At 51.2% G+C, this 24,775-nt stretch carries 25 protein-coding genes and 5 pseudogenes; 23 read left to right on the top strand and 7 right to left on the bottom strand.

Features of this window, described 5'->3' with window-relative positions; all coding sequences use genetic code 11:
• Positions 1 to 20: 20 nt before the first annotated feature.
• Together CE636_RS00590 and CE636_RS00585 are read right to left on the bottom strand one after the other, a co-directional pair.
• Positions 21 to 2,915, bottom strand: a pseudogene (locus CE636_RS00590) (Tn3 family transposase); the annotation flags it as partial.
• Between the two features lie 54 nt (positions 2,916 to 2,969).
• Positions 2,970 to 3,674 carry an IS6-like element IS26 family transposase gene (locus CE636_RS00585; RefSeq protein ID WP_001067855.1) on the bottom strand — a complete coding sequence of 235 codons (705 nt, stop codon included), beginning with the start codon at positions 3,672 to 3,674 and terminating at the stop codon, positions 2,970 to 2,972.
• Between the two features lie 136 nt (positions 3,675 to 3,810).
• Between CE636_RS00585 and CE636_RS00580 the strand changes: the two genes are divergently transcribed.
• The 9 genes from CE636_RS00580 (at position 3,811) to CE636_RS00535 (ending at position 9,234) form a co-directional block, all read left to right on the top strand.
• Positions 3,811 to 4,101: a nucleotidyltransferase family protein gene (locus tag CE636_RS00580; RefSeq protein ID WP_025999361.1), complete on the top strand. Its 291-nt coding sequence runs from the start codon at positions 3,811 to 3,813 to the stop codon at positions 4,099 to 4,101.
• Positions 4,098 to 4,487, top strand: coding sequence for a DUF86 domain-containing protein (locus CE636_RS00575; RefSeq protein WP_017901438.1), 390 nt, complete (start codon positions 4,098 to 4,100; stop codon positions 4,485 to 4,487). The genes CE636_RS00580 and CE636_RS00575 overlap by 4 nt, the downstream gene beginning before the upstream one ends.
• A gap of 150 nt (positions 4,488 to 4,637) precedes the next feature.
• Positions 4,638 to 4,997 carry a cupin domain-containing protein gene (locus CE636_RS00570; protein ID WP_017901436.1) on the top strand — a complete coding sequence of 120 codons (360 nt, stop codon included), beginning with the start codon at positions 4,638 to 4,640 and terminating at the stop codon, positions 4,995 to 4,997.
• 22 nt (positions 4,998 to 5,019) lie between these two features.
• Positions 5,020 to 5,577, top strand: coding sequence for a recombinase family protein (locus CE636_RS00565; RefSeq protein ID WP_017901435.1), 558 nt, complete (start codon positions 5,020 to 5,022; stop codon positions 5,575 to 5,577).
• Positions 5,578 to 5,655: 78 nt separating this feature from the next.
• On the top strand, positions 5,656 to 6,660 hold the full coding sequence (locus CE636_RS00560) for an IS110-like element IS4321 family transposase (protein WP_000427623.1): 1,005 nt from the start codon (positions 5,656 to 5,658) through the stop codon (positions 6,658 to 6,660).
• Positions 6,661 to 7,119: 459 nt separating this feature from the next.
• Entirely contained in the window at positions 7,120 to 7,440 is a 321-nt protein-coding gene (locus CE636_RS00555) for a DUF134 domain-containing protein (protein WP_001137910.1), read from the top strand.
• Positions 7,415 to 7,867, top strand: a complete 453-nt coding sequence (locus CE636_RS00550) for a NifB/NifX family molybdenum-iron cluster-binding protein (RefSeq protein WP_127837801.1) — start codon at positions 7,415 to 7,417, stop codon at positions 7,865 to 7,867. Before CE636_RS00555 ends, CE636_RS00550 begins: the two co-directional genes overlap by 26 nt.
• Positions 7,868 to 7,903: 36 nt before the next feature.
• Positions 7,904 to 8,608 carry an IS6-like element IS26 family transposase gene (locus tag CE636_RS00545; RefSeq protein ID WP_001067855.1) on the top strand — a complete coding sequence of 235 codons (705 nt, stop codon included), beginning with the start codon at positions 7,904 to 7,906 and terminating at the stop codon, positions 8,606 to 8,608.
• A 92-nt stretch (positions 8,609 to 8,700) separates the two neighbouring features.
• The gene (locus CE636_RS00535; protein ID WP_000792636.1) at positions 8,701 to 9,234 is read left to right on the top strand and encodes a phospholipase D family protein; all 534 of its coding nucleotides are present in this window, start codon (positions 8,701 to 8,703) and stop codon (positions 9,232 to 9,234) included.
• A 172-nt stretch (positions 9,235 to 9,406) separates the two neighbouring features.
• On the opposite strand, the gene CE636_RS00530 is transcribed toward CE636_RS00535, so the two are convergent.
• Entirely contained in the window at positions 9,407 to 9,700 is a 294-nt protein-coding gene (locus CE636_RS00530; RefSeq protein ID WP_017899874.1) for a hypothetical protein, read from the bottom strand.
• On the opposite strand from CE636_RS00530, the gene CE636_RS00525 reads away from it, so the two are divergent.
• Complete coding sequence (locus CE636_RS00525) at positions 9,691 to 10,395, top strand: IS6-like element IS26 family transposase (protein WP_001067855.1); 705 nt, start codon at positions 9,691 to 9,693, stop codon at positions 10,393 to 10,395. The genes CE636_RS00530 and CE636_RS00525 overlap by 10 nt on opposite strands.
• Positions 10,396 to 10,447: 52 nt before the next feature.
• Here the strand turns inward: CE636_RS00525 and intI1 are convergent.
• Positions 10,448 to 11,245, bottom strand: a pseudogene (gene intI1 / locus CE636_RS00520) (class 1 integron integrase IntI1); the annotation flags it as partial.
• 152 nt (positions 11,246 to 11,397) lie between these two features.
• Here intI1 and CE636_RS00515 point away from each other — a divergent pair.
• The 10 genes and pseudogenes from CE636_RS00515 to CE636_RS00470 all read left to right on the top strand — a co-directional run bounded on the left by CE636_RS00515 (position 11,398) and on the right by CE636_RS00470 (position 20,076).
• The gene (locus CE636_RS00515; protein ID WP_017901052.1) at positions 11,398 to 12,138 is read left to right on the top strand and encodes a subclass B1 metallo-beta-lactamase SIM-1; all 741 of its coding nucleotides are present in this window, start codon (positions 11,398 to 11,400) and stop codon (positions 12,136 to 12,138) included.
• Positions 12,139 to 12,289: 151 nt separating this feature from the next.
• Positions 12,290 to 12,742, top strand: coding sequence for an NAD(+)--rifampin ADP-ribosyltransferase Arr-3 (locus CE636_RS00510; RefSeq protein ID WP_001749986.1), 453 nt, complete (start codon positions 12,290 to 12,292; stop codon positions 12,740 to 12,742).
• A 148-nt stretch (positions 12,743 to 12,890) separates the two neighbouring features.
• Entirely contained in the window at positions 12,891 to 13,523 is a 633-nt protein-coding gene (locus tag CE636_RS00505) for a type B-3 chloramphenicol O-acetyltransferase CatB3 (protein ID WP_000186237.1), read from the top strand.
• A 57-nt stretch (positions 13,524 to 13,580) separates the two neighbouring features.
• Positions 13,581 to 14,419 (top strand): annotated as a pseudogene (locus tag CE636_RS00500) (AadA family aminoglycoside 3''-O-nucleotidyltransferase).
• A 116-nt stretch (positions 14,420 to 14,535) separates the two neighbouring features.
• Positions 14,536 to 14,883 (top strand): quaternary ammonium compound efflux SMR transporter QacE delta 1, encoded by a 348-nt coding sequence (locus tag CE636_RS00495; RefSeq protein ID WP_000679427.1) that lies wholly within the window; start codon positions 14,536 to 14,538, stop codon positions 14,881 to 14,883.
• Positions 14,877 to 15,716 (top strand): sulfonamide-resistant dihydropteroate synthase Sul1, encoded by an 840-nt coding sequence (sul1, locus tag CE636_RS00490; protein ID WP_000259031.1) that lies wholly within the window; start codon positions 14,877 to 14,879, stop codon positions 15,714 to 15,716. The genes CE636_RS00495 and sul1 overlap by 7 nt, the downstream gene beginning before the upstream one ends.
• A 404-nt stretch (positions 15,717 to 16,120) precedes the next feature.
• Positions 16,121 to 17,662, top strand: coding sequence for an IS91-like element ISCR1 family transposase (locus tag CE636_RS00485; RefSeq protein WP_000050481.1), 1,542 nt, complete (start codon positions 16,121 to 16,123; stop codon positions 17,660 to 17,662).
• Positions 17,663 to 18,039: 377 nt separating this feature from the next.
• Positions 18,040 to 18,522, top strand: a complete 483-nt coding sequence (locus CE636_RS00480; protein WP_017901403.1) for a dihydrofolate reductase — start codon at positions 18,040 to 18,042, stop codon at positions 18,520 to 18,522.
• Complete coding sequence (gene thyA, locus CE636_RS29620) at positions 18,515 to 19,204, top strand: thymidylate synthase (protein ID WP_017901402.1); 690 nt, start codon at positions 18,515 to 18,517, stop codon at positions 19,202 to 19,204. Before CE636_RS00480 ends, thyA begins: the two co-directional genes overlap by 8 nt.
• A gap of 167 nt (positions 19,205 to 19,371) precedes the next feature.
• The gene (locus tag CE636_RS00470; RefSeq protein ID WP_001067858.1) at positions 19,372 to 20,076 is read left to right on the top strand and encodes an IS6-like element IS26 family transposase; all 705 of its coding nucleotides are present in this window, start codon (positions 19,372 to 19,374) and stop codon (positions 20,074 to 20,076) included.
• Between the two features lie 49 nt (positions 20,077 to 20,125).
• Here CE636_RS00470 and CE636_RS00465 read toward each other — a convergent pair.
• Positions 20,126 to 20,200, bottom strand: a pseudogene (locus tag CE636_RS00465) (IS6 family transposase); the annotation flags it as partial.
• A 129-nt stretch (positions 20,201 to 20,329) separates the two neighbouring features.
• Between CE636_RS00465 and CE636_RS00460 the strand changes: the two are divergent.
• Both CE636_RS00460 and CE636_RS00455 read left to right on the top strand, forming a co-directional pair.
• Positions 20,330 to 21,145 (top strand): aminoglycoside O-phosphotransferase APH(3')-Ia, encoded by an 816-nt coding sequence (locus CE636_RS00460; RefSeq protein WP_000018326.1) that lies wholly within the window; start codon positions 20,330 to 20,332, stop codon positions 21,143 to 21,145.
• A gap of 112 nt (positions 21,146 to 21,257) precedes the next feature.
• Positions 21,258 to 21,962: an IS6-like element IS26 family transposase gene (locus CE636_RS00455; protein ID WP_001067855.1), complete on the top strand. Its 705-nt coding sequence runs from the start codon at positions 21,258 to 21,260 to the stop codon at positions 21,960 to 21,962.
• Positions 21,963 to 22,015: 53 nt separating this feature from the next.
• Here the strand turns inward: CE636_RS00455 and CE636_RS00450 are convergent.
• Positions 22,016 to 22,647: pseudogene (locus CE636_RS00450) on the bottom strand (transposase); the annotation flags it as partial.
• A 394-nt stretch (positions 22,648 to 23,041) separates the two neighbouring features.
• Here CE636_RS00450 and CE636_RS00445 point away from each other — a divergent pair.
• A complete protein-coding gene (locus tag CE636_RS00445) occupies positions 23,042 to 23,698 on the top strand; it encodes a quinolone resistance pentapeptide repeat protein QnrS1 (protein ID WP_001516695.1) in 657 nt (218 codons plus the stop codon).
• A 318-nt stretch (positions 23,699 to 24,016) separates the two neighbouring features.
• Here the strand turns inward: CE636_RS00445 and CE636_RS00440 are convergent, their stop codons facing one another.
• Positions 24,017 to 24,631, bottom strand: coding sequence for a recombinase family protein (locus CE636_RS00440; protein ID WP_014839983.1), 615 nt, complete (start codon positions 24,629 to 24,631; stop codon positions 24,017 to 24,019).
• Positions 24,632 to 24,775: the final 144 nt, after the last annotated feature.

Here is a 24,775-nt window from a genome sequence, read left to right as displayed (position 1 = left end):
CAATCGTGTAAAAAACCACGTTAAGGCAATAATTCATTGTTTGAATTGAAATTTAATGGCCTCAACTCTCCCTTCAGAATATTTTCCGGCAGCGTGAACGTATAATGTCCCAGCATGTTGATATGACCGTACATCAGTGGCGACAGGCGTGAGATATGCTCGTCTTCCGGGATCTCACCAGCGCTGCGCAAATGTGATAGCGCTTCCTGCATATAAAGCGTGTTCCACAATACAACTGCGTTAGTGACAAGCCCCAGCGCACCCAGTTGATCCTCCTGCCCCTCACGGTAACGTTTTCTAATCTCACCACGTTGGCCGTAACAGATCGCCCTTGCCACGGCGTGACGGCCTTCTCCCCGGTTAAGCTGAGTCAGTATCCTGCGACGATATTCTTCATCATCAATGTAGTTGAGGAGGTACAGCGTCTTGTTGACCCGTCCCACCTCCATAATCGCCTGCGCCAGCCCTGACGGACGGGAACTTTTTAAAAGCGAGCCCACAAGTTCTGAGGCGTGGACTGTACCCAGCTTCAGAGAACCGGAAACCCTCATCATTTCATCCCATTGGGTTTCTATCTTTGACAGTTCAACGCATCCCCGCGCCAGCTCATCCAGTACCCCGTAGTTCGCATTTTTATCTGCACGCCAAAATACCGCCTCACCGGCATCTGCCAGGCGGGGCGAAAACTGGTAGCCCAGCAGCCAGAACAGGCCAAAGATAATGTCGCTGGACCCTCCAGTGTCCGTCATAATCTCCACCGGATTCAGCCCCGTCTGCTGCTCCAGAAGCCCTTCCAGCACAAAGATAGAGTCACGCAACGTACCGGGGATAACGATGCCGTGAAAGCCGGAATACTGGTCAGAAACAAAATTGTACCAGGTGATCCCACGCCCTGAGCCAAAGTATTTTCTGTTAGGGCCAGAGTTCAGCGTTTTTACAGGAGTGACAAAGCGCATCCCATCTGCAGAAGCCACTTCTCCGCCGCCCCAGCGCTCAGACAGTTCCAGCGTGGACTGAAAATCGACCAACCGGGCATTAGCGCTGACCAGCGTTTCAGCCCGAATGTAGTTTTGTTTTACCCAGCTCAGACGGTGGCGGGTCAGTGCCGGAATACTGTGTTTGATCAGCGGTTCATGTCCGATATTGCAGGCTTCAGCGAGCAGTACGGCACACAGGCTGATGTTAAGATCCTGAGCACGGGCTTCAGACTCACTCACATGAGTGAATTCGCGGGTAAAACCAGTCCGGGCGTCAATTTCAAGCAGCAGCTCTGTCAGATCAACAGGGGGGACCAGCTGCCTGACGCGGCTGTTCAGAAGAATCAGCGGCTGCGGTTCTTCCAGTTTTTCCAGACTGCTGATGGTCAGGGACGGATATTTACCCTGATGACAGATGCTCACGGCAGCATTCAGCTCAAAGCGTGAGGCCACCGTTTTCCAGGTTTCGTCCAGTTCGGTTGCCAGCTGTTTAACGGCATTTCCACCATCGGTGGGGTGTCCAAGCGCCCGGCATACGGCGATCCGCTGAGCCTGCCATTCTTTCCCCTGAAGAAACTTCTGACGCGGATCGCCCCAGCGATCGCTGTTCTCCAGCCAGATATCGCGGCGACGCAGCGAATCCTGAAGGCGTTCCAGCAGGCACAATGAGTATCCTGCACGCTGTATCCGGCCTTCGGAGTCGTACACCAGACGTTTCCAGGGACCTGTAATGATCTGCTCAGGCGCATTCTCCAGGAGGCGTTTTTTCGAACCACTCAGTTCGGCCAGGTAATGTATGGCCGATAGCGTATTTTCGCCGGCAGGGGCAGACTGAAAATGTAAATCACGCAGCATCGCTGGCAGAAAGCGCTTAACCCGTCCATATTGCTCGACCATTTCATCCTGGAAATTTGTGTCCTGCGGGCGGGCAAGCTCATTGACTTTACCTACGGATTCCGCCAGCCGGTTCTTTGGTACGTGGCTGAAAATAGTCTGACGCAGCGCTGCGTCATCCATTTTATCATCCAGTAAAAGCGTACATGCATGTGCCAGAAGTAGCGCCGCGCGATCAAGATCTTTGAGCGTTCTGAGCCGTTTTTTCTGCCCGGTTTGCTTCGCTGAACGCGTGATATTGAGGATCAGCAGATCCAGAACATCGACAGCCTCATCGAGTGCCAAAATTTCCTGTGCTTTAACAAACGCGGTCAGGATGGCCAGCCGCCGTTCCTCCGGCATTCTGGCGATATATTTTACCGAAGCCATGCCAGCATAACGAGCCAGGTTGCGGAGTTGAATTGCAGGCAGCCCGGCAAAATTCAGCCGGGAAAACTCCAGGCTGCGCAGGCGTGTGTAGCGCTGAAGTGCGTCAGTAAAGGCCGGACCACTGACGTTGACGGGCCCTTTTCGTATCTGCTCCATCACGGAAACCCGCTGTCCTTCCGGTATGACAAGCAGACCGGCCAGTTGCTCAGTCTGCCAGCTGTCAGGTAATGCAGCCAGTCTGCGCCACAAACGCCTGCTTGCCCGCTCACGAATTTCGCCAATGAGCCTCGTCAGCGCTGAGGCTGCGGGCAACAATACTTTATTCTGGAGCAACCATGCCGTGGCAAAATCGAACATCAGACCGGGGCGCTCGTTACTGAGCCATGTGCGGATATAAAGCAGACGTTTCAGTCTGAACGACCAGGGGAAATCGCCAAAATCATGGTAGTCAGAGTGTTGCCTGATCAGCCTTTGATGCTCCCAACGGGTATTCTCTCTCTGGGCGTATCGGGCCATGATCTCAGGGCGATGAATGTTCAGCTGTAATGCAACGTAATTTCGGACGCCGGGAGGTATTTGCAAGGGATCGGTCTGGAAGGTTCCCAGAAAACGGGCCGTGGTTAGCTGAAGGGCAATCCCAAATCGGTTATGTTTCCCCCGGCGCTGATTAATAAAAAGGCACTGTTGCAAAGTTAGCGATGAGGCAGCCTTTTGTCTTATTCAAAGGCCTTACATTTCAAAAACTCTGCTTACCAGGCGCATTTCGCCCAGGGGATCACCATAATAAAATGCTGAGGCCTGGCCTTTGCGTAGTGCACGCATCACCTCAATACCTTTGATGGTGGCGTAAGCCGTCTTCATGGATTTAAATCCCAGCGTGGCGCCGATTATCCGTTTCAGTTTGCCATGATCGCATTCAATCACGTTGTTCCGGTACTTAATCTGTCGGTGTTCAACGTCAGACGGGCACCGGCCTTCGCGTTTGAGCAGAGCAAGCGCGCGACCATAGGCGGGCGCTTTATCCGTGTTGATGAATCGCGGGATCTGCCACTTCTTCACGTTGTTGAGGATTTTACCCAGAAACCGGTATGCAGCTTTGCTGTTACGACGGGAGGAGAGATAAAAATCGACAGTGCGGCCCCGGCTGTCGACGGCCCGGTACAGATACGCCCAGCGGCCATTGACCTTCACGTAGGTTTCATCCATGTGCCACGGGCAAAGATCGGAAGGGTTACGCCAGTACCAGCGCAGCCGTTTTTCCATTTCAGGCGCATAACGCTGAACCCAGCGGTAAATCGTGGAGTGATCGACATTCACTCCGCGTTCAGCCAGCATCTCCTGCAGCTCACGGTAACTGATGCCGTATTTGCAGTACCAGCGTACGGCCCACAGAATGATGTCACGCTGAAAATGCCGGCCTTTGAATGGGTTCATGTGCAGCTCCATCAGCAAAAGGGGATGATAAGTTTATCACCACCGACTATTTGCAACAGTGCCCTCAAAAATAGTTCTTGAAATTCTATTCTTGATTCCATACACTCTCAACGAGTTTCGATAAGAAAGGATGCCCATGCGACCGTCTGTTGTGCTTGACATGAAGCGAAACGCAGTGCGTGAAGTGGTAGGCCGTTTCCGCACCGCGAACCCACGCGTTTTCGGTTCGGTGCTGCATGGCACCGACCGCGATGGCAGCGACATCGATCTGCTGGTCGATGCGCTGCCTGGTGCAACACTGTTTGATCTGGGCGGCCTGCAAGACGAGTTGGAATCGCTGCTCGGCCTCCACGTCGATCTGCTGACCCCCGGCGACCTGCCGCCGAAATTCCGGGCCAAGGTGCTCGCGGAGGCGCAGCCGGTATGAGCGAGAACCATCGACTACCCGACTACCTCGACCACATCCAGCAGGCCGCAGCCGATGCCTGCGGCTTCGTGGAGGGCTTGGCCAAGGAGGACTTTCTTGAGGACAAGCGCACCCAGCAGGCCGTCATCATGAGCCTCATCATCATCGGCGAGGCCGTCACGAAGGTGATGGATCGCTATGCCGAGTTCGCCCAGGCGCACGGGCAAGTGCCGTGGCGCAATATGCGCGGCATGCGCAACCGCATCGCCCACGGCTACTTCGACATCAACCTCGATGTGGTGTGGGACACCGTGCAGGCAGCACTACCTGAGTTGCTCAAGCAACTGCCCGCCGTGCGTCAGGATGCTGACGACGAAGACTGCAACGACTATGGGATGGAACCATGACGGAATCATGAAAGCCATCAGCGAGCGGCTGGAGCAACGCGAGAAGCAGGGCCTCGTTATCGCTTGTATCGCCGACATCTTCTCCGCGTAGGCCCTTGGCTCTGGCGTGTAAAAGAGTTTCCGTATACGTATGAAATGGAGGTTGTCACTATGTCTATTGCAGCAAGAATATTTGCGATTTCGGAGTTTGCCCGCCCATCTGATGGCGAGCCTATTCGATCGGTGGTGCTTGAAACTGAAGAGTCCACAATCGTTGTTTGGCATGTTCGTCCAGGGCAAGAAATTGCCGCTCACGTTCATCCCCACGGTCAAGACACTTGGACTGTTCTTTCTGGTTCTGCCGGTTACTACCAAGGAAGCGGTGTGGTTACCAAGCTCCAGGCCGGAGAAATTGCCGTAGCGAAACCTGGGCAGGTTCACGGAGCCATGAACACCGACTCGAAGGAATCCTTCATTTTCGTTTCCGTCGTGGCTCCAGGCAATGCTGGCTTTGCCTTGGCTGAAAAATGATTGACCGGGCGCGAGACAAGCCATGTTGATCGGCTATGCGCGCGTCTCGACGCAGGATCAGAATCTTGAACTGCAACGCGAAGCCTTGACCAAGGCTGGATGCCAGAAGGTCTTTGAGGACAAGGTGAGCGGCACGCGGGCCGACCGTCCAGGCTTGGCCAAGACGCTCGAAATGCTGCGCGAGGGTGACACCCTGGTGGTTTGGAAGCTGGATCGCCTGGGGCGCAGCGTCAAACAATTGGTCGATCTGGTCGGCGAACTGCACAAGCAGGGCGCCCAGTTCAAGAGCCTGACTGACGCCATCGACACCGGAACGCCCTCTGGCCGGTTCTTCTTCCACGTCATGGCCAGCCTCGCCGAAATGGAACGAGAGCTGATCGTCGAGCGTACCCGCGCCGGATTGGATGTCGCTCGTCAGCTTGGCCGCAAGGGCGGTCGCAAGCCCAAGATGACCGGGAGCAAGATCGAGTCAGCCAAGAAGCTGCTGGCCAGCGGTGTGCCACCCAAGGACGTTGCCAAGAACCTCGGCGTGTCCGTTCCTACGCTGTATCGCTGGGTTCCAGCATCGACGCACGCTTAGCGTACGATTTTTAATGAGATGGTCACTCCCTCCTTCCCGGTACTATGCTGAGGACAGGCTTTCATTCGGAGAACTATCATGGAAAACATTGCGCTCATTGGTATCGATCTGGGTAAAAACTCTTTCCATATTCATTGCCAGGATCGTCGCGGGAAGGCTGTTTACCGTAAAAAATTTACCCGGCCAAAGTTGATCGAATTTTTGGCGACATGCCCCGCTACAACCATCGCAATGGAAGCCTGTGGCGGTTCTCACTTTATGGCACGCAAGTTGGAAGAGTTGGGGCATTCCCCAAAGCTGATATCACCACAATTTGTCCGCCCGTTCGTTAAAAGCAATAAAAACGACTTTGTCGACGCCGAAGCTATTTGTGAAGCTGCATCGCGTCCGTCTATGCGTTTTGTGCAGCCCAGAACGGAATCTCAGCAGGCAATGCGGGCTCTGCATCGTGTCCGTGAATCCCTGGTTCAGGATAAGGTAAAAACAACCAATCAAATGCATGCTTTTCTGCTGGAATTTGGCATTAGCGTTCCCCGAGGAGCTGCCGTTATTAGCCGACTGAGTACCATTCTTGAGGATAATAGTTTGCCTCTTTACCTCAGCCAGTTATTGCTGAAATTACAACAGCATTATCACTATCTTGTTGAGCAGATTAAAGATTTGGAATCCCAGTTGAAACGAAAGTTGGACGAAGATGAGGTTGGACAGCGCTTGCTGAGCATTCCCTGCGTCGGAACACTGACAGCGAGTACTATTTCAACTGAGATTGGCGACGGGAAGCAGTACGCCAGCAGCCGTGACTTTGCGGCGGCAACAGGGCTTGTACCTCGGCAGTACAGCACGGGAGGTAGGACGACATTGCTGGGAATTAGTAAGCGAGGTAATAAAAAGATCCGAACTTTGTTGGTTCAATGTGCCAGGGTATTCATACAAAAACTGGAACACCAGTCTGGCAAATTGGCCGATTGGGTCAGGGATTTACTGTGCCGGAAAAGCAACTTTGTCGTCACTTGTGCTCTGGCAAACAAGCTGGCCAGAATAGCCTGGGCCCTAACGGCACGACAGCAAACTTATGTAGCATAACGGCAGAAATACACCGGTTTAAAGAATTACTGATCTGGTTTTGCGAATACTGATATTGATGATACTAACGGCCCACCGGCCTGTTGAGGAACCTGTAAAACGGAAAGGCTCATTGAAGCCGTATATTTTCTGGAGGTTCATCAGGCGCGGAACTCATCAAGGCGCGGGAATAAAATCCCATTCAGACGCCGGATAGATTCAAGCAAGCCAACTTGTCGTCAAAATCGGTGTTGCAAAAACGGGAGTGACCATAGATTCCGTTTTCTGAGACGACCCCCTTATGGCAGCACTTTAAATTGAGTCTCATACAGTATCTGTTTTCTTTCTCTTCATCTCTCATGACCTGCTGCCCACTTACAGACTCCAGGGTAAAGCAAAAAATTCTCCACCGGTGAGCAGAGTATATTGCATATGCCAGTTTATGAGTGTATATATAGCATATGCCAATAAGGAGCCTTCATGCCAAGACCCAGAATTCCCCGTAACATCTGTGGCCGCCCTGCGGATACCTGTTTTAAGCCCAATGCGCGACCGATGAGCCAGCTTGAACATGTTCATTTAAAAGAAGATGAGTTTGAAGCGTTACGGCTGGTCGATTTACTGGGCATGCAACAGCAGGAAGCGGCTGTTGCAATGGGGGTTTCAAGGCAGACACTGGCCAATGTCCTGAAAGCAGCCCGTTTTAAGGTTGTGGACTGTCTCACTCAGGGCAAGGCCTTAATAATGCACTCTGAAAGGGAAGGAGTTACACAAGATGATCACAGCCATTCCAGTGAATGACGACCGGGTAGCAAATCATTTTACCAAAGCGAGTCACCTTGTCCTGGTGGATGAGCGCGGTGTGGAGCTCAGCCGGACAGAAAATCCCGCGCTGGGCGCAGATTGTTCAGGTAAACGGAAGCTGGTTGACCTGCTGGTTCAACAGCAAGTCAGCCGCGTTGTGGTCCGTAACATCGGGGAACGGATGCTGGGTAAATTACTGGGGCATCAGATCGCGGTGTACCAGACTGACTGTGGTCGTCGTTTGTTCACTGAACTGTGTGATCCGGATACCCGTGTTCTGACTGAACTGAATAAGCCGGAGCAGGGACGCCAGTCCTTTCATCATGAGGCGAAAGGGAAAAAATGCTGTCACTCTGACGGGAACACAGCAGAAAATGCGTGCCAGGGTGGGCGTCAGGGCACTGTTGCAAATAGCCGGTGGTGATAAACTTATCATCCCCTTTTGCTGATGGAGCTGCACATGAACCCATTCAAAGGCCGGCATTTTCAGCGTGACATCATTCTGTGGGCCGTACGCTGGTACTGCAAATACGGCATCAGTTACCGTGAGCTGCAGGAGATGCTGGCTGAACGCGGAGTGAATGTCGATCACTCCACGATTTACCGCTGGGTTCAGCGTTATGCGCCTGAAATGGAAAAACGGCTGCGCTGGTACTGGCGTAACCCTTCCGATCTTTGCCCGTGGCACATGGATGAAACCTACGTGAAGGTCAATGGCCGCTGGGCGTATCTGTACCGGGCCGTCGACAGCCGGGGCCGCACTGTCGATTTTTATCTCTCCTCCCGTCGTAACAGCAAAGCTGCATACCGGTTTCTGGGTAAAATCCTCAACAACGTGAAGAAGTGGCAGATCCCGCGATTCATCAACACGGATAAAGCGCCCGCCTATGGTCGCGCGCTTGCTCTGCTCAAACGCGAAGGCCGGTGCCCGTCTGACGTTGAACACCGACAGATTAAGTACCGGAACAACGTGATTGAATGCGATCATGGCAAACTGAAACGGATAATCGGCGCCACGCTGGGATTTAAATCCATGAAGACGGCTTACGCCACCATCAAAGGTATTGAGGTGATGCGTGCACTACGCAAAGGCCAGGCCTCAGCATTTTATTATGGTGATCCCCTGGGCGAAATGCGCCTGGTAAGCAGAGTTTTTGAAATGTAAGGCCTTTGAATAAGACAAAAGGCTGCCTCATCGCTAACTTTGCAACAGTGCCACCCTGAATATAAAATGCAGTGTGTGAACGGGAGCCTGTAATGAAAAACTTAGCAACCTGGCTTCTGGCCGCAGCATTTACGACAGCCGCCCTGCCCGCCTTTGCGGTGGAACCATCCGTTCAGGTTGGCTACTCGCCTGAAGGAAGCGCCCGCGTTCTCGTCCTGAGCGCCATTGACTCCGCAAAAACCTCGATACGGATGATGGCTTATTCTTTTACCGCCCCGGATATTATGAAAGCACTGGTAGCAGCCAAAAAACGGGGAGTTGATGTGAAAATCGTAATTGATGAAAGGGGCAATACGGGGCGCGCCAGCATTGCGGCCATGAACTACATAGCGAACAGCGGCATCCCTTTGCGTACTGACAGTGATTTCCCTATCCAGCATGACAAGGTGATCATCGTGGATAATGTGACCGTTGAAACTGGCAGCTTTAATTTCACCAAAGCGGCCGAAACGAAAAACTCGGAGAATGCGGTGGTGATCTGGAACATGCCTAAGCTCGCTGAATCATTCCTCGAACACTGGCAAGACCGCTGGAATCGGGGGAGAGACTACCGTTCCAGCTACTGAATACTGACCGCCAAAAGGCGGTTTTTTTGTTCAAAGAAACTGATCTCAGTATCGCGCCCGGGGCAGCTGGCCAACGTCGCCGGCATCGCGCCGGCAAAAATCGAAAAACAGAAATATCAGCAAGATAGCTTAAACAGGTGTCGGGAAATTTCGTTGAGATATTTTGAAGGAATCACAGTGTAAGCAGGCGCTTTTTCAGGGAGGCGCGTTCTTGCGGGTTGCGTCCCTTGTGATTGGCGATGCGATCCGCCGTGGCGGCCTGGCGCTTGACGGGCCAGTAGGAGCGGCCATCCTTGCCCATCGACCAGACGCTGCTGGCCTGGTTTTCCAGCAGGGGCAGATGGGCGCTCAGGGCTTCGGGCGACGCGCTGGTCAGCGCCGTGCGCTCACGGGGGCACTGTTGCAAATAGTCGGTGGTGATAAACTTATCATCCCCTTTTGCTGATGGAGCTGCACATGAACCCATTCAAAGGCCGGCATTTTCAGCGTGACATCATTCTGTGGGCCGTACGCTGGTACTGCAAATACGGCATCAGTTACCGTGAGCTGCAGGAGATGCTGGCTGAACGCGGAGTGAATGTCGATCACTCCACGATTTACCGCTGGGTTCAGCGTTATGCGCCTGAAATGGAAAAACGGCTGCGCTGGTACTGGCGTAACCCTTCCGATCTTTGCCCGTGGCACATGGATGAAACCTACGTGAAGGTCAATGGCCGCTGGGCGTATCTGTACCGGGCCGTCGACAGCCGGGGCCGCACTGTCGATTTTTATCTCTCCTCCCGTCGTAACAGCAAAGCTGCATACCGGTTTCTGGGTAAAATCCTCAACAACGTGAAGAAGTGGCAGATCCCGCGATTCATCAACACGGATAAAGCGCCCGCCTATGGTCGCGCGCTTGCTCTGCTCAAACGCGAAGGCCGGTGCCCGTCTGACGTTGAACACCGACAGATTAAGTACCGGAACAACGTGATTGAATGCGATCATGGCAAACTGAAACGGATAATCGGCGCCACGCTGGGATTTAAATCCATGAAGACGGCTTACGCCACCATCAAAGGTATTGAGGTGATGCGTGCACTACGCAAAGGCCAGGCCTCAGCATTTTATTATGGTGATCCCCTGGGCGAAATGCGCCTGGTAAGCAGAGTTTTTGAAATGTAAGGCCTTTGAATAAGACAAAAGGCTGCCTCATCGCTAACTTTGCAACAGTGCCTTCTACGGCACGTTTGAAGGCGCGCTGAAAGGTCTGGTCATACATGTGATGGCGACGCACGACACCGCTCCGTGGATCGGTCGAATGCGTGTGCTGCGCAAAAACCCAGAACCACGGCCAGGAATGCCCGGCGCGCGGATACTTCCGCTCAAGGGCGTCGGGAAGCGCAACGCCGCTGCGGCCCTCGGCCTGGTCCTTCAGCCACCATGCCCGTGCACGCGACAGCTGCTCGCGCAGGCTGGGTGCCAAGCTCTCGGGTAACATCAAGGCCCGATCCTTGGAGCCCTTGCCCTCCCGCACGATGATCGTGCCGTGATCGAAATCCAGATCCTTGACCCGCAGTTGCAAACCCTCACTGATCCGCATGCCCGTTCCATACAGAAGCTGGGCGAACAAACGATGCTCGCCTTCCAGAAAACCGAGGATGCGAACCACTTCATCCGGGGTCAGCACCACCGGCAAGCGCCGCGACGGCCGAGGTCTTCCGATCTCCTGAAGCCAGGGCAGATCCGTGCACAGCACCTTGCCGTAGAAGAACAGCAAGGCCGCCAATGCCTGACGATGCGTGGAGACCGAAACCTTGCGCTCGTTCGCCAGCCAGGACAGAAATGCCTCGACTTCGCTGCTGCCCAAGGTTGCCGGGTGACGCACACCGTGGAAACGGATGAAGGCACGAACCCAGTGGACATAAGCCTGTTCGGTTGGTAAGCTGTAATGCAAGTAGCGTATGCGCTCACGCAACTGGTCCAGAACCTTGACCGAACGCAGCGGTGGTAACGGCGCAGTGGCGGTTTTCATGGCTTGTTATGACTGTTTTTTTGTACAGTCTATGCCTCGGGCATCCAAGCAGCAAGCGCGTTACGCCGTGGGTCGATGTTTGATGTTATGGAGCAGCAACGATGTTACGCAGCAGGGCAGTCGCCCTAAAACAAAGTTAGAGGTAGTTAAAAATGAGAACTTTATTGATTTTATGTTTATTCGGCACTTTAAATACCGCGTTTGCGGAAGAAGCCCAGCCAGATTTAAAAATTGAAAAAATAGAAGAAGGGATCTATCTTCATACATCTTTTCAAGAGTACAAGGGATTCGGCATCGTTAAAAAACAAGGCTTAGTAGTTCTTGACAATCACAAGGCATATCTCATCGACACTCCAGCTTCCGCAGGAGATACTGAAAAGCTAGTAAACTGGCTCGAAAAAAATGATTTCACTGTCAATGGAAGCATTTCAACACATTTCCACGACGACAGTACTGCTGGGATAGAGTGGCTTAATACAAAGTCCATCCCCACATATGCATCTAAATTGACAAATGAATTGCTAAATAAAAATGGCAAAACTCAAGCCAAGCACTCTTTTGATAAAGAGAGCTTTTGGTTGGTCAAAAATAAAATTGAAATTTTTTATCCAGGCCCAGGACACACTCAAGATAACGAAGTTGTCTGGATACCTAATAAAAAAATCCTATTCGGGGGCTGTTTTATAAAACCGAATGGCCTTGGCAATCTAAGTGACGCAAATTTGGAAGCTTGGCCAGGCTCCGCAAAAAAAATGATATCAAAATACAGTAAGGCAAAACTTGTTATCCCAAGCCACAGTGAAATCGGAGACGCATCACTATTGAAACTCACATGGGAACAGGCCATTAAAGGTTTAAATGAAAGCAAATCAAAACCGCCGCTCATTAATTAACCCCCCCAAGGTCATTACGAAAACTCTGAGTGCCTCTAACAATGCGCTAAACACCGCTCGCTTCGCTCACTGGACTCGCAAAAGCTGCGCTTTTGCTCGCCTGTTAGCTTAATCGTTATGCAGCCAAATCCCAACAATTAAGGGTCTTAAAATGGTAAAAGATTGGATTCCCATCTCTCATGATAATTACAAGCAGGTGCAAGGACCGTTCTATCATGGAACCAAAGCCAATTTGGCGATTGGTGACTTGCTAACCACAGGGTTCATCTCTCATTTCGAGGACGGTCGTATTCTTAAGCACATCTACTTTTCAGCCTTGATGGAGCCAGCAGTTTGGGGAGCTGAACTTGCTATGTCACTGTCTGGCCTCGAGGGTCGCGGCTACATATACATAGTTGAGCCAACAGGACCGTTCGAAGACGATCCGAATCTTACGAACAAAAGATTTCCCGGTAATCCAACACAGTCCTATAGAACCTGCGAACCCTTGAGAATTGTTGGCGTTGTTGAAGACTGGGAGGGGCATCCTGTTGAATTAATAAGGGGAATGTTGGATTCGTTGGAGGACTTAAAGCGCCGTGGTTTACACGTCATTGAAGACTAGTCCTTTGCATAACAAAGCCATCAAACCGGACGCCAGAGATTCCGCGCCTGTTGCGCATGGCTTCGCCATTTTATGCGCAATAGGCGCGCCACCCTGTCGCCGTTTATGGCGGCGTTAGACGGCAAAGTCACAGACCGCGGGATCTCTTATGACCAACTACTTTGATAGCCCCTTCAAAGGCAAGCTGCTTTCTGAGCAAGTGAAGAACCCCAATATCAAAGTTGGGCGGTACAGCTATTACTCTGGCTACTATCATGGGCACTCATTCGATGACTGCGCACGGTATCTGTTTCCGGACCGTGATGACGTTGATAAGTTGATCATCGGTAGTTTCTGCTCTATCGGGAGTGGGGCTTCCTTTATCATGGCTGGCAATCAGGGGCATCGGTACGACTGGGCATCATCTTTCCCGTTCTTTTATATGCAGGAAGAACCTGCATTCTCAAGCGCACTCGATGCCTTCCAAAAAGCAGGTAATACTGTCATTGGCAATGACGTTTGGATCGGCTCTGAGGCAATGGTCATGCCCGGAATCAAGATCGGGCACGGTGCGGTGATAGGCAGCCGCTCGTTGGTGACAAAAGATGTGGAGCCTTACGCTATCGTTGGCGGCAATCCCGCTAAGAAGATTAAGAAACGCTTCACCGATGAGGAAATTTCATTGCTTCTGGAGATGGAGTGGTGGAATTGGTCACTGGAGAAGATCAAAGCGGCAATGCCCATGCTGTGCTCGTCTAATATTGTTGGCCTGCACAAGTATTGGCTCGAGTTTGCCGTCTAACAATTCAATCAAGCCGATGCCGCTTCGCGGCACGGCTTATTTCAGGCGTTAAACATCATGAGGGAAGCGGTGATCGCCGAAGTATCGACTCAACTATCAGAGGTAGTTGGCGTCATCGAGCGCCATCTCGAACCGACGTTGCTGGCCGTACATTTGTACGGCTCCGCAGTGGATGGCGGCCTGAAGCCACACAGTGATATTGATTTGCTGGTTACGGTGACCGTAAGGCTTGATGAAACAACGCGGCGAGCTTTGATCAACGACCTTTTGGAAACTTCGGCTTCCCCTGGAGAGAGCGAGATTCTCCGCGCTGTAGAAGTCACCATTGTTGTGCACGACGACATCATCCCGTGGCGTTATCCGGCTAAGCGCGAGCTGCAATTTGGAGAATGGCAGCGCAATGACATTCTTGCGGGTATCTTCGAGCCAGCCATGATCGACATTGATCTAGCTATCCTGCTTACAAAAGCAAGAGAACATAGCGTTGCCTTGGTAGGTCCGGCAGCGGAGGAATTCTTTGACCCGGTTCCTGAACAGGATCTATTCGAGGCGCTGAGGGAAACCTTGAAGCTATGGAACTCGCAGCCCGACTGGGCCGGCGATGAGCGAAATGTAGTGCTTACGTTGTCCCGCATTTGGTACAGCGCAATAACCGGCAAAATCGCGCCGAAGGATGTCGCTGCCGACTGGGCAATAAAACGCCTACCTGCCCAGTATCAGCCCGTCTTACTTGAAGCTAAGCAAGCTTATCTGGGACAAAAAGAAGATCACTTGGCCTCACGCGCAGATCACTTGGAAGAATTTATTCGCTTTGTGAAAGGCGAGATCATCAAGTCAGTTGGTAAATGATGTCTAACAATTCGTTCAAGCCGACCGCGCTACGCGCGGCGGCTTAACTCCGGCGTTAGATGCACTAAGCACATAATTGCTCACAGCCAAACTATCAGGTCAAGTCTGCTTTTATTATTTTTAAGCGTGCATAATAAGCCCTACACAAATTGGGAGATATATCATGAAAGGCTGGCTTTTTCTTGTTATCGCAATAGTTGGCGAAGTAATCGCAACATCCGCATTAAAATCTAGCGAGGGCTTTACTAAGCTTGCCCCTTCCGCCGTTGTCATAATCGGTTATGGCATCGCATTTTATTTTCTTTCTCTGGTTCTGAAATCCATCCCTGTCGGTGTTGCTTATGCAGTCTGGTCGGGACTCGGCGTCGTCATAATTACAGCCATTGCCTGGTTGCTTCATGGGCAAAAGCTTGATGCGTGGGGCTTTGTAGGTATGGGGCTCATAATTGCTGCCTTTTTGCTCGCCCGATCCCCATCGTGGAAGTCGCTGCGGAGGCCGACGCCATGGTGACGGTGTTCGGCATTCTGAATCTCACCGAGGACTCCTTCTTCGATGAGAGCCGGCGGCTAGACCCCGCCGGCGCTGTCACCGCGGCGATCGAAATGCTGCGAGTCGGATCAGACGTCGTGGATGTCGGACCGGCCGCCAGCCATCCGGACGCGAGGCCTGTATCGCCGGCCGATGAGATCAGACGTATTGCGCCGCTCTTAGACGCCCTGTCCGATCAGATGCACCGTGTTTCAATCGACAGCTTCCAACCGGAAACCCAGCGCTATGCGCTCAAGCGCGGCGTGGGCTACCTGAACGATATCCAAGGATTTCCTGACCCTGCGCTCTATCCCGATATTGCTGAGGCGGACTGCAGGCTGGTGGTTATGCACTCAGCGCAGCGGGATGGCATCGCCACCCGCACCGGTCACCTTCGACCCGAAGACGCGCTCGACGAGATTGTGCGGTTCTTCGAGGCGCGGGTTTCCGCCTTGCGACGGAGCGGGGTCGCTGCCGACCGGCTCATCCTCGATCCGGGGATGGGATTTTTCTTGAGCCCCGCACCGGAAACATCGCTGCACGTGCTGTCGAACCTTCAAAAGCTGAAGTCGGCGTTGGGGCTTCCGCTATTGGTCTCGGTGTCGCGGAAATCCTTCTTGGGCGCCACCGTTGGCCTTCCTGTAAAGGATCTGGGTCCAGCGAGCCTTGCGGCGGAACTTCACGCGATCGGCAATGGCGCTGACTACGTCCGCACCCACGCGCCTGGAGATCTGCGAAGCGCAATCACCTTCTCGGAAACCCTCGCGAAATTTCGCAGTCGCGACGCCAGAGACCGAGGGTTAGATCATGCCTAGCATTCACCTTCCGGCCGCCCGCTAAATATCTCCTTTTGGGTTGTTAATAAAACATCCAATAAGTTGACTGTGCGTGAAAAAGAAAGTTTTGTGTGATGGCGTTGAAGATCGCACCGTTAAGCTCTTATGTGGGATGGTGCAGAGCTCGACGACTACCGATAAAACGCAACCGCCGCAAACAGACAAGAAAAAGCCCCAACTGATAACAGTTGGGGCTTCAGTATTGTGATTGGTGGAGCAATAGCACCCTGAACCCAAAACCTTCTCGCTCAACCGGTAGTGGCTGATAACAACTCGTGAGGGCTATTGCGGGTTAAGCATTTAGCGATGTCTAGGGCCAGACTGGACGTCTGAACGCAAGCCGCTGATACTGTACATAACCACAGTATCAGCGGAGGATACCCATGTCGCTGGCAAGGAACGCCACGGCGAGTCAATCGCCCACTCAAACAAACGGTTACGAACGCCACCAACCCGACCAGACGCTGCTCTACCAGCTGGTTGAGCAGCACTACCCAGCCTTCAAAGCCTCACTCGAAGCCCAAGGTCAACACCTGCCTCGCTACATCCAACAAGAATTCAACGACCTCCTCCAATGTGGCCGTCTGGAGTATGGTTTCATGCGGGTTCGCTGCGAGGATTGTCATCACGAGCGTCTGGTCGCCTTCAGCTGTAAACGACGCGGCTTTTGCCCTAGCTGCGGTGCCCGCCGGATGGCCGAGAGTGCGGCGCTGCTGATAGACGAAGTCTTCCCCAAGGAGCCCATTCGCCAGTGGGTGCTCAGCTTTCCTTTCCAGCTACGCTTTTTGCTGGCTCGCCATCCCCAGCTGATGGGCCAGGTCTTGAGTATCGTCTATCGTACACTCTCAACTCATCTGATCAAAAAAGCCGGTTACACCAAAGCCTCTGCACAAACTGGCTCAGTGACTCTTATCCAACGCTTTGGCTCCGCGCTAAATCTCAATGTCCACTACCACATGCTGTTTCTCGATGGTGTCTATGCCGAAGATGACTATGGCAAGCAACGCTTCCATCGTGTCAAGGCACCCACTTACGATGAGCTGAATACGCTCGCTCACACCCTCAGCCATCGCATCGCTCGCTGCATGGAAAAGCGTGGGATTTTGGAGCGTGATGCCGAGAATACGTGGTTGACACTGGAAGAGGGCGAAGACGATACGCTGACTCAATTACATGGTGCTTCGGTTACGTATCGCATTGCCGTCGGCCCCCAGCAAGGGCGCAAAGTCTTCACCCTGCAAACCTTGCCAGGGCGTGAGGATAAAGCCGACTCAAGCAGTCGAGTAGCCAACCATGCTGGTTTCTCGCTACACGCCGGTGTGATGGCCGAAGCGCATCAGCGGGATAAGCTTGAGCGCTTGTGTCGCTACATTAGTCGGCCAGCGGTTTCAGAAAAACGTCTGGCATTAACCGCCAATGGGCAGGTGCGTTACGAGCTCAAAACTCCGTACCGCAATGGCACCACCCATGTGATCTTCGAGCCGCTGGACTTCATCGCCAAACTCGCTGCGTTGGTACCTAAGCCGCGAGTCAACCTCACACGCTTCCACGGCGTCTTTGCACCGAACAGCAAACACCGAGTTCAAGTAACACCCGCCAAGCGGGGCAAGAAGCCCGACAAATCGGAAGGTCTCGATACTAACTGGCGTGACAAGAGTCCTGCAGAGCGCCACCGCGCCATGACCTGGATGCAACGCCTCAAGCGAGTCTTCAATATTGATATTGAAGTCTGCGAACACTGCGGCGGTCACGTCAAAGTGATTGCCAGCATCGAAGATCCGAAGGTCATTGAGCAGATTCTCAAGCATCTGAAACAGAAAACAGCCAAGGCGAATGCCGCCAAGCAGCGTGAGCTGCCACCAGAACGAGCGCCGCCACTGACTCCCAGCCTGTTCGATCCATCACAGAGTCGTCTCTTTGACTGACGACCCCAAATCCAACACTGCTCAACACTGCCAACTTTTAAACGGGGCGGTGGGGCAGTTTGTATCTCTCGAGCTATCAGGCTAGAGATTTTACCGCCAAATCGAACCTTATTAGAGCGGTTTAGGCTGGACCGGCAGTTAAAATTGGGGCTTGAGCGGTAAACGAGTGAGGGAATTTCAGGTAAGATACTTCGGATGAGGAGCAAAAAGGTGGTTTATACTTCCTATACCCCCATTAAAGTACATGGAAAGGTATATAGACTCTTCTCTAGTACAATCAGCTGCACAGGAAATTCAAATAACCAACTATCTAGTTAATTCAGTGTCTAGTGTGTCTAAGGAAGAAATGGATAGGCTACTTATGGAGTTACGGATTAATGACTAAACAAGTTATATTTGCAGTAGCAGAAAACGGGGCATTTGGCCACCAAGGGGGCCTACCTTGGCCCCGTCACTCTGAGGACCTAGCGTGGTTCTATAAACTAACTCAACGTACAGACTTAGTAATGGGGGCAGCAACGTATACGACGCTACCTATATATCCGTCAGAAGCTAGAAACTTCATTGTGGTGAGTAATACGGTAGTTAGCAACAATCCTTTCGTACATGTAATTAAGCGCAAAGATTTCTATAAGTTCTATACTAGTACAGGTAGGAACTTAACAGTAATAGGCGGGAAATCTCTAATTACATTAGATGTCTTAAAGGGGGCAGAAAAAATATATATGACTACCTTTAAAGGGTCTCCAGTTGCCGATACCTTCCTAGACGAAGAAGAACTTACTTACGTTAGAGGTCTGGAAAATAAAACAACCATATTCAAAGACGAAGCAGCACATATGGAGTTATACTATGCGTAACTATAGGGAACTACTACAAGAGATACAAACGTCTGGTAATACGTCAAAAGACCGTACTGGGGTAGGTACAACCTCTATTTGGGGAGCAATGCTAAAGTTCGACCTACAGAAAGGCTTCCCCACCACTACATGTAAAGGCCTAGCATGGAAGGCCGTAGTAGGTGAGCTATTGTGGTTTTTAGAGGGGTCTACTAATGTTGATAGATTAAGAGAACTAACCCATGGAGCGGGAAGCACAAAACGAACTATTTGGGATGATAATTACGAAAACCAAGGTAAGGCATTGGGTTACTCCGGTGGGGAGCTTGGTCCGATTTATGGTAGTCAATGGAGGGACTTTAGTGGGGTAGACCAGCTACAGAGTATAGTCGAAGGGCTGCAACTGGATTTAGTATCTGGAGTGTTTGGCAGACGTCACCTAATGAGTGCGTGGAACCCTGCAGCACTACATTTAATGACATTACCCCCGTGCCATGTGCTTTACCAGTGTAAGCTTCGCGTAAGTAGCGGAGTTACGTACCTAGATGCTATGTGGTACCAGCGTTCGATCGACTCATATTTAGGCCTGCCCTTTAACATAACAAGTTACGCGTTATTAACGCATATTCTAGCAAGTATTTGTGGGGTAGAGCCTGGGGTTTTAGTTTTCTCCGGTGCTGATGTACATATATACAATAACTGATAATCCTGATATGAATAAATTGCAGTTTCATTTGATGCTCGATGAGTTTTTCTGATAGTTAGTCTTTGTAGAGACACAAACCTGAAATTCCGGACACCGCGCTTGGCACTGTTGCAAATAGTCGGTGGTGATAAACTTATCATCCCCTTTTGCTGATGGAGCTGCACATGAACCCATTCAAAGGCCGGCATTTTCAGCGTGACATCATTCTGTGGGCCGTACGCTGGTACTGCAAATACGGCATCAGTTACCGTGAGCTGCAGGAGATGCTGGCTGAACGCGGAGTGAATGTCGATCACTCCACGATTTACCGCTGGGTTCAGCGTTATGCGCCTGAAATGGAAAAACGGCTGCGCTGGTACTGGCGTAACCCTTCCGATCTTTGCCCGTGGCACATGGATGAAACCTACGTGAAGGTCAATGGCCGCTGGGCGTATCTGTACCGGGCCGTCGACAGCCGGGGCCGCACTGTCGATTTTTATCTCTCCTCCCGTCGTAACAGCAAAGCTGCATACCGGTTTCTGGGTAAAATCCTCAACAACGTGAAGAAGTGGCAGATCCCGCGATTCATCAACACGGATAAAGCGCCCGCCTATGGTCGCGCGCTTGCTCTGCTCAAACGCGAAGGCCGGTGCCCGTCTGACGTTGAACACCGACAGATTAAGTACCGGAACAACGTGATTGAATGCGATCATGGCAAACTGAAACGGATAATCAACGCCACGCTGGGATTTAAATCCATGAAGACGGCTTACGCCACCATCAAAGGTATTGAGGTGATGCGTGCACTACGCAAAGGCCAGGCCTCAGCATTTTATTATGGTGATCCCCTGGGCGAAATGCGCCTGGTAAGCAGAGTTTTTGAAATGTAAGGCCTTTGAATAAGACAAAAGGCTGCCTCATCGCTAACTTTGCAACAGTGCCGTATTTGCAGTACCAGCGTACGGCCCACAGAATGATGTCACGCTGAAAATGCCGGCCTTTGAATGGGTTCATGTGCAGCTCCATCAGCAAAAGGGGATGATAAGTTTATCACCACCGACTATTTGCAACAGTGCCGATAAAAATATATCATCATGAACAATAAAACTGTCTGCTTACATAAACAGTAATACAAGGGGTGTTATGAGCCATATTCAACGGGAAACGTCTTGCTCGAGGCCGCGATTAAATTCCAACCTGGATGCTGATTTATATGGGTATAGATGGGCTCGCGATAATGTCGGGCAATCAGGTGCGACAATCTATCGATTGTATGGGAAGCCCAATGCGCCAGAGTTGTTTCTGAAACATGGCAAAGGTAGCGTTGCCAATGATGTTACAGATGAGATGGTCAGACTAAACTGGCTGACGGCATTTATGCCTCTTCCGACCATCAAGCATTTTATCCGTACTCCTGATGATGCATGGTTACTCACCACTGCGATCCCCGGGAAAACAGCATTCCAGGTATTAGAAGAATATCCTGATTCAGGTGAAAATATTGTTGATGCGCTGGCAGTGTTCCTGCGCCGGTTGCATTCGATTCCTGTTTGTAATTGTCCTTTTAACAGCGATCGCGTATTTCGTCTCGCTCAGGCGCAATCACGAATGAATAACGGTTTGGTTGATGCTAGTGATTTTGATGACGAGCGTAATGGCTGGCCTGTTGAACAAGTCTGGAAAGAAATGCATAAGCTTTTGCCATTCTCACCGGATTCAGTCGTCACTCATGGTGATTTCTCACTTGATAACCTTATTTTTGACGAGGGGAAATTAATAGGTTGTATTGATGTTGGACGAGTCGGAATCGCAGACCGATACCAGGATCTTGCCATCCTATGGAACTGCCTCGGTGAGTTTTCTCCTTCATTACAGAAACGGCTTTTTCAAAAATATGGTATTGATAATCCTGATATGAATAAATTGCAGTTTCATTTGATGCTCGATGAGTTTTTCTGATAGTTAGTCTTTGTAGAGACACAAACCTGAAATTCCGGACACCGCGCTTGGCACTGTTGCAAATAGTCGGTGGTGATAAACTTATCATCCCCTTTTGCTGATGGAGCTGCACATGAACCCATTCAAAGGCCGGCATTTTCAGCGTGACATCATTCTGTGGGCCGTACGCTGGTACTGCAAATACGGCATCAGTTACCGTGAGCTGCAGGAGATGCTGGCTGAACGCGGAGTGAATGTCGATCACTCCACGATTTACCGCTGGGTTCAGCGTTATGCGCCTGAAATGGAAAAACGGCTGCGCTGGTACTGGCGTAACCCTTCCGATCTTTGCCCGTGGCACATGGATGAAACCTACGTGAAGGTCAATGGCCGCTGGGCGTATCTGTACCGGGCCGTCGACAGCCGGGGCCGCACTGTCGATTTTTATCTCTCCTCCCGTCGTAACAGCAAAGCTGCATACCGGTTTCTGGGTAAAATCCTCAACAACGTGAAGAAGTGGCAGATCCCGCGATTCATCAACACGGATAAAGCGCCCGCCTATGGTCGCGCGCTTGCTCTGCTCAAACGCGAAGGCCGGTGCCCGTCTGACGTTGAACACCGACAGATTAAGTACCGGAACAACGTGATTGAATGCGATCATGGCAAACTGAAACGGATAATCGGCGCCACGCTGGGATTTAAATCCATGAAGACGGCTTACGCCACCATCAAAGGTATTGAGGTGATGCGTGCACTACGCAAAGGCCAGGCCTCAGCATTTTATTATGGTGATCCCCTGGGCGAAATGCGCCTGGTAAGCAGAGTTTTTGAAATGTAAGGCCTTTGAATAAGACAAAAGGCTGCCTCATCGCTAACTTTGCAACAGTGCCGAAGCAGATTATGCGTTCTCATAATGCGATACACCCGCTTTGCATTAACCACAGGCAGGCCGTCCCGCTCCGACTCCCGTCGCAGCAGCGCCCACACACGGCGATAACCATACGTCGGCAGGTCAGCCACCGCCATGTTTATCCGGGACAATACGGTGGTATCGTCAGAACGGGGCTGCCGTCTGCGATCCTGTCAGTCAGATGGCCGGTGAACCCGAATGCTCAACTGCGCACGCGACACGCCAAGACTTCTGCAAACGTCGCTTATTCGTCGTTCCCAGGCAACGAGGGCGCATGCGCAATCCATTTTTTTGCCCGGCCGAACTCCACGGCCTCTTTGAGTATCTCGGCTTCCATCGTCTTTTTGCCCAGAAGGCGCTGGAGTTCGCGAATTTGCTTATTGGCGGCAGCGAGTTCGGAGGCCGGCACCACTTCCTCGCCCGATGCAACAGCCGTCAGTGAACCGTCTTAATATTGCTTGCGCCATTTGAATATCTGGTTTGCATTGATGCCATGCAGGCGCGCGACATGAGACACGGTCATACCGGGCTCCATAGTCTGCTGAATAATGGCAATTTTTTCCTGCGGTGTACGACGCCGACGCCGCTCAGGTCCTGATAACACTCCAACCATCTTATCGTTCTGACTGGTATTAAACATAGTTCCAAGACTACCTCTTATTTTAAGAGAGTCGAAGTGTCTGGTGATCTATGGGGCCAGTCTAGCCCTCTTCCAAGTGTAGGGAGATATAGTCAAAGTTTGCTTCTCCGCCGATGAGTCCGCCCTGCGTCGGATAGTCCGATTTTTTACCGGCGAAGCACGGCTCTCCTAACCCTATCTAAAGCGAATAACTTTTTTCAACAGGGCCGCGTGCCAATGCAAGAGCGATAGGCGCTCTACGCGCCAATTTGACCACTTAAAACAGGTAAATTGAGGGGTTGTAATGTGTTGATGTAACAGGCTTTTATTTTAATGTCTTGGCATATGTATAATGGTAGTCTAGCCCTCCTTTCAACAAGGAGTACTCATGGAAACCTACAATCATACATATCGGCACCACAACTTTTCACATAAAGACTTAAGTGATCTCACCTTCACCGCTTGCACATTCATTCGCAGCGACTTTCGACGTGCTAACTTGCGTGATACGACATTCGTCAACTGCAAGTTCATTGAACAGGGTGATATCGAAGGCTGCCACTTTGATGTCGCAGATCTTCGTGATGCAAGTTTCCAACAATGCCAACTTGCGATGGCAAACTTCAGTAATGCCAATTGCTACGGTATAGAGTTCCGTGCGTGTGATTTAAAAGGTGCCAACTTTTCCCGAACAAACTTTGCCCATCAAGTGAGTAATCGTATGTACTTTTGCTCAGCATTTATTTCTGGATGTAATCTTTCCTATGCCAATATGGAGAGGGTTTGTTTAGAAAAATGTGAGTTGTTTGAAAATCGCTGGATAGGAACGAACCTAGCGGGTGCATCACTGAAAGAGTCAGACTTAAGTCGAGGTGTTTTTTCCGAAGATGTCTGGGGGCAATTTAGCCTACAGGGTGCCAATTTATGCCACGCCGAACTCGACGGTTTAGATCCCCGCAAAGTCGATACATCAGGTATCAAAATTGCAGCCTGGCAGCAAGAACTGATTCTCGAAGCACTGGGTATTGTTGTTTATCCTGACTAATTGCTTTGATGTGTGATTTTAAACGCTCAAATTTATAAAACGAATAATATTGTCAACCTTGCAATAATAGACATAGGGACAACCATGTATAAATTTTTACCCTCAGGCGTCTTCACAATAGAGCCATATAGCAGTGGGTCACTTAGTGGGCTTAATTTTTCCATTAAAGATAATATTAATATTGCTCAGTATAAAACATCATATGGTAGCCCATCTTGGCAAGTAAACATAAGGCTGCCATTTATAAGGCACTGTTGCAAAAATGTGGAGGTGATAGGGGTACTACGCCGGAACCCCAGATTTTTCCGTCCGTTCAAATTATCCACGGTTGAACAGCTTGATCCCGTCCGCCCGCAGTTGACCAACAGGGGAAATATGCCTGTACAAAGTTTGCCGGGTTATCCCAAGTTCCTGGCATAGCGTACTGACCTTTGTTTCTGATTGTCCCATTGATGCCATTGCCAGTCGCAGTTTGACTGGCGTCATTTTATAAGGTCGGCCGCCGTTCCGCCCACGGGCTCTTGCTGATGCCAGACCTGCAGTCGTTCTTTCAGCAATCAGTTCGCGCTCAAACTCCGCCAGTGCGGCAAAGATACCGAAGACAAGCTTGCCAGCGGCCGTTGTTGTGTCGATAGTCGCCCCGTGACCGGTCAGCACTTTCAGACCGGTCCCCCTCGCGGTCAGGTCGTGCACTGTATTAATGAGATGACGAAGATCACGACCGAGGCGGTCCAGCTTCCATACGACCAGCGTGTCTCCGGGTCGTAGTGCTTTCAGACAGGCTGTAAGTCCAGGACGCTCTTCTCGTTTGCCCGATGCCCGGTCCTCATAAAAATGTGCGGCATCAACACCTGCGGCGATCAGTGCATCACGTTGTAAATCATTCGTCTGCGAACCATCCGCTTTTGACATCCGAATATATCCGATGAACATATTTCCTCTGTCACATATACGTTCGATTATGTGACATTCTGATTTGGGTACCATAATCTGTCAACGGTAGTCACATTACCCGTAATTTAAATTATGACACGTAAAGGTTCTATGTTAATGATAATGTGACAAGCGCGTTTAAAT

The sequence above is a fragment of the Klebsiella sp. LY genome (assembly GCF_004010915.1).
Taxonomy (GTDB): Bacteria; Pseudomonadota; Gammaproteobacteria; order Enterobacterales; family Enterobacteriaceae; genus Klebsiella; species Klebsiella quasipneumoniae.
The sequence above is the reverse complement of the archived record's forward strand: the minus strand, read 5'-3'. Positions and strand labels throughout refer to the sequence as shown.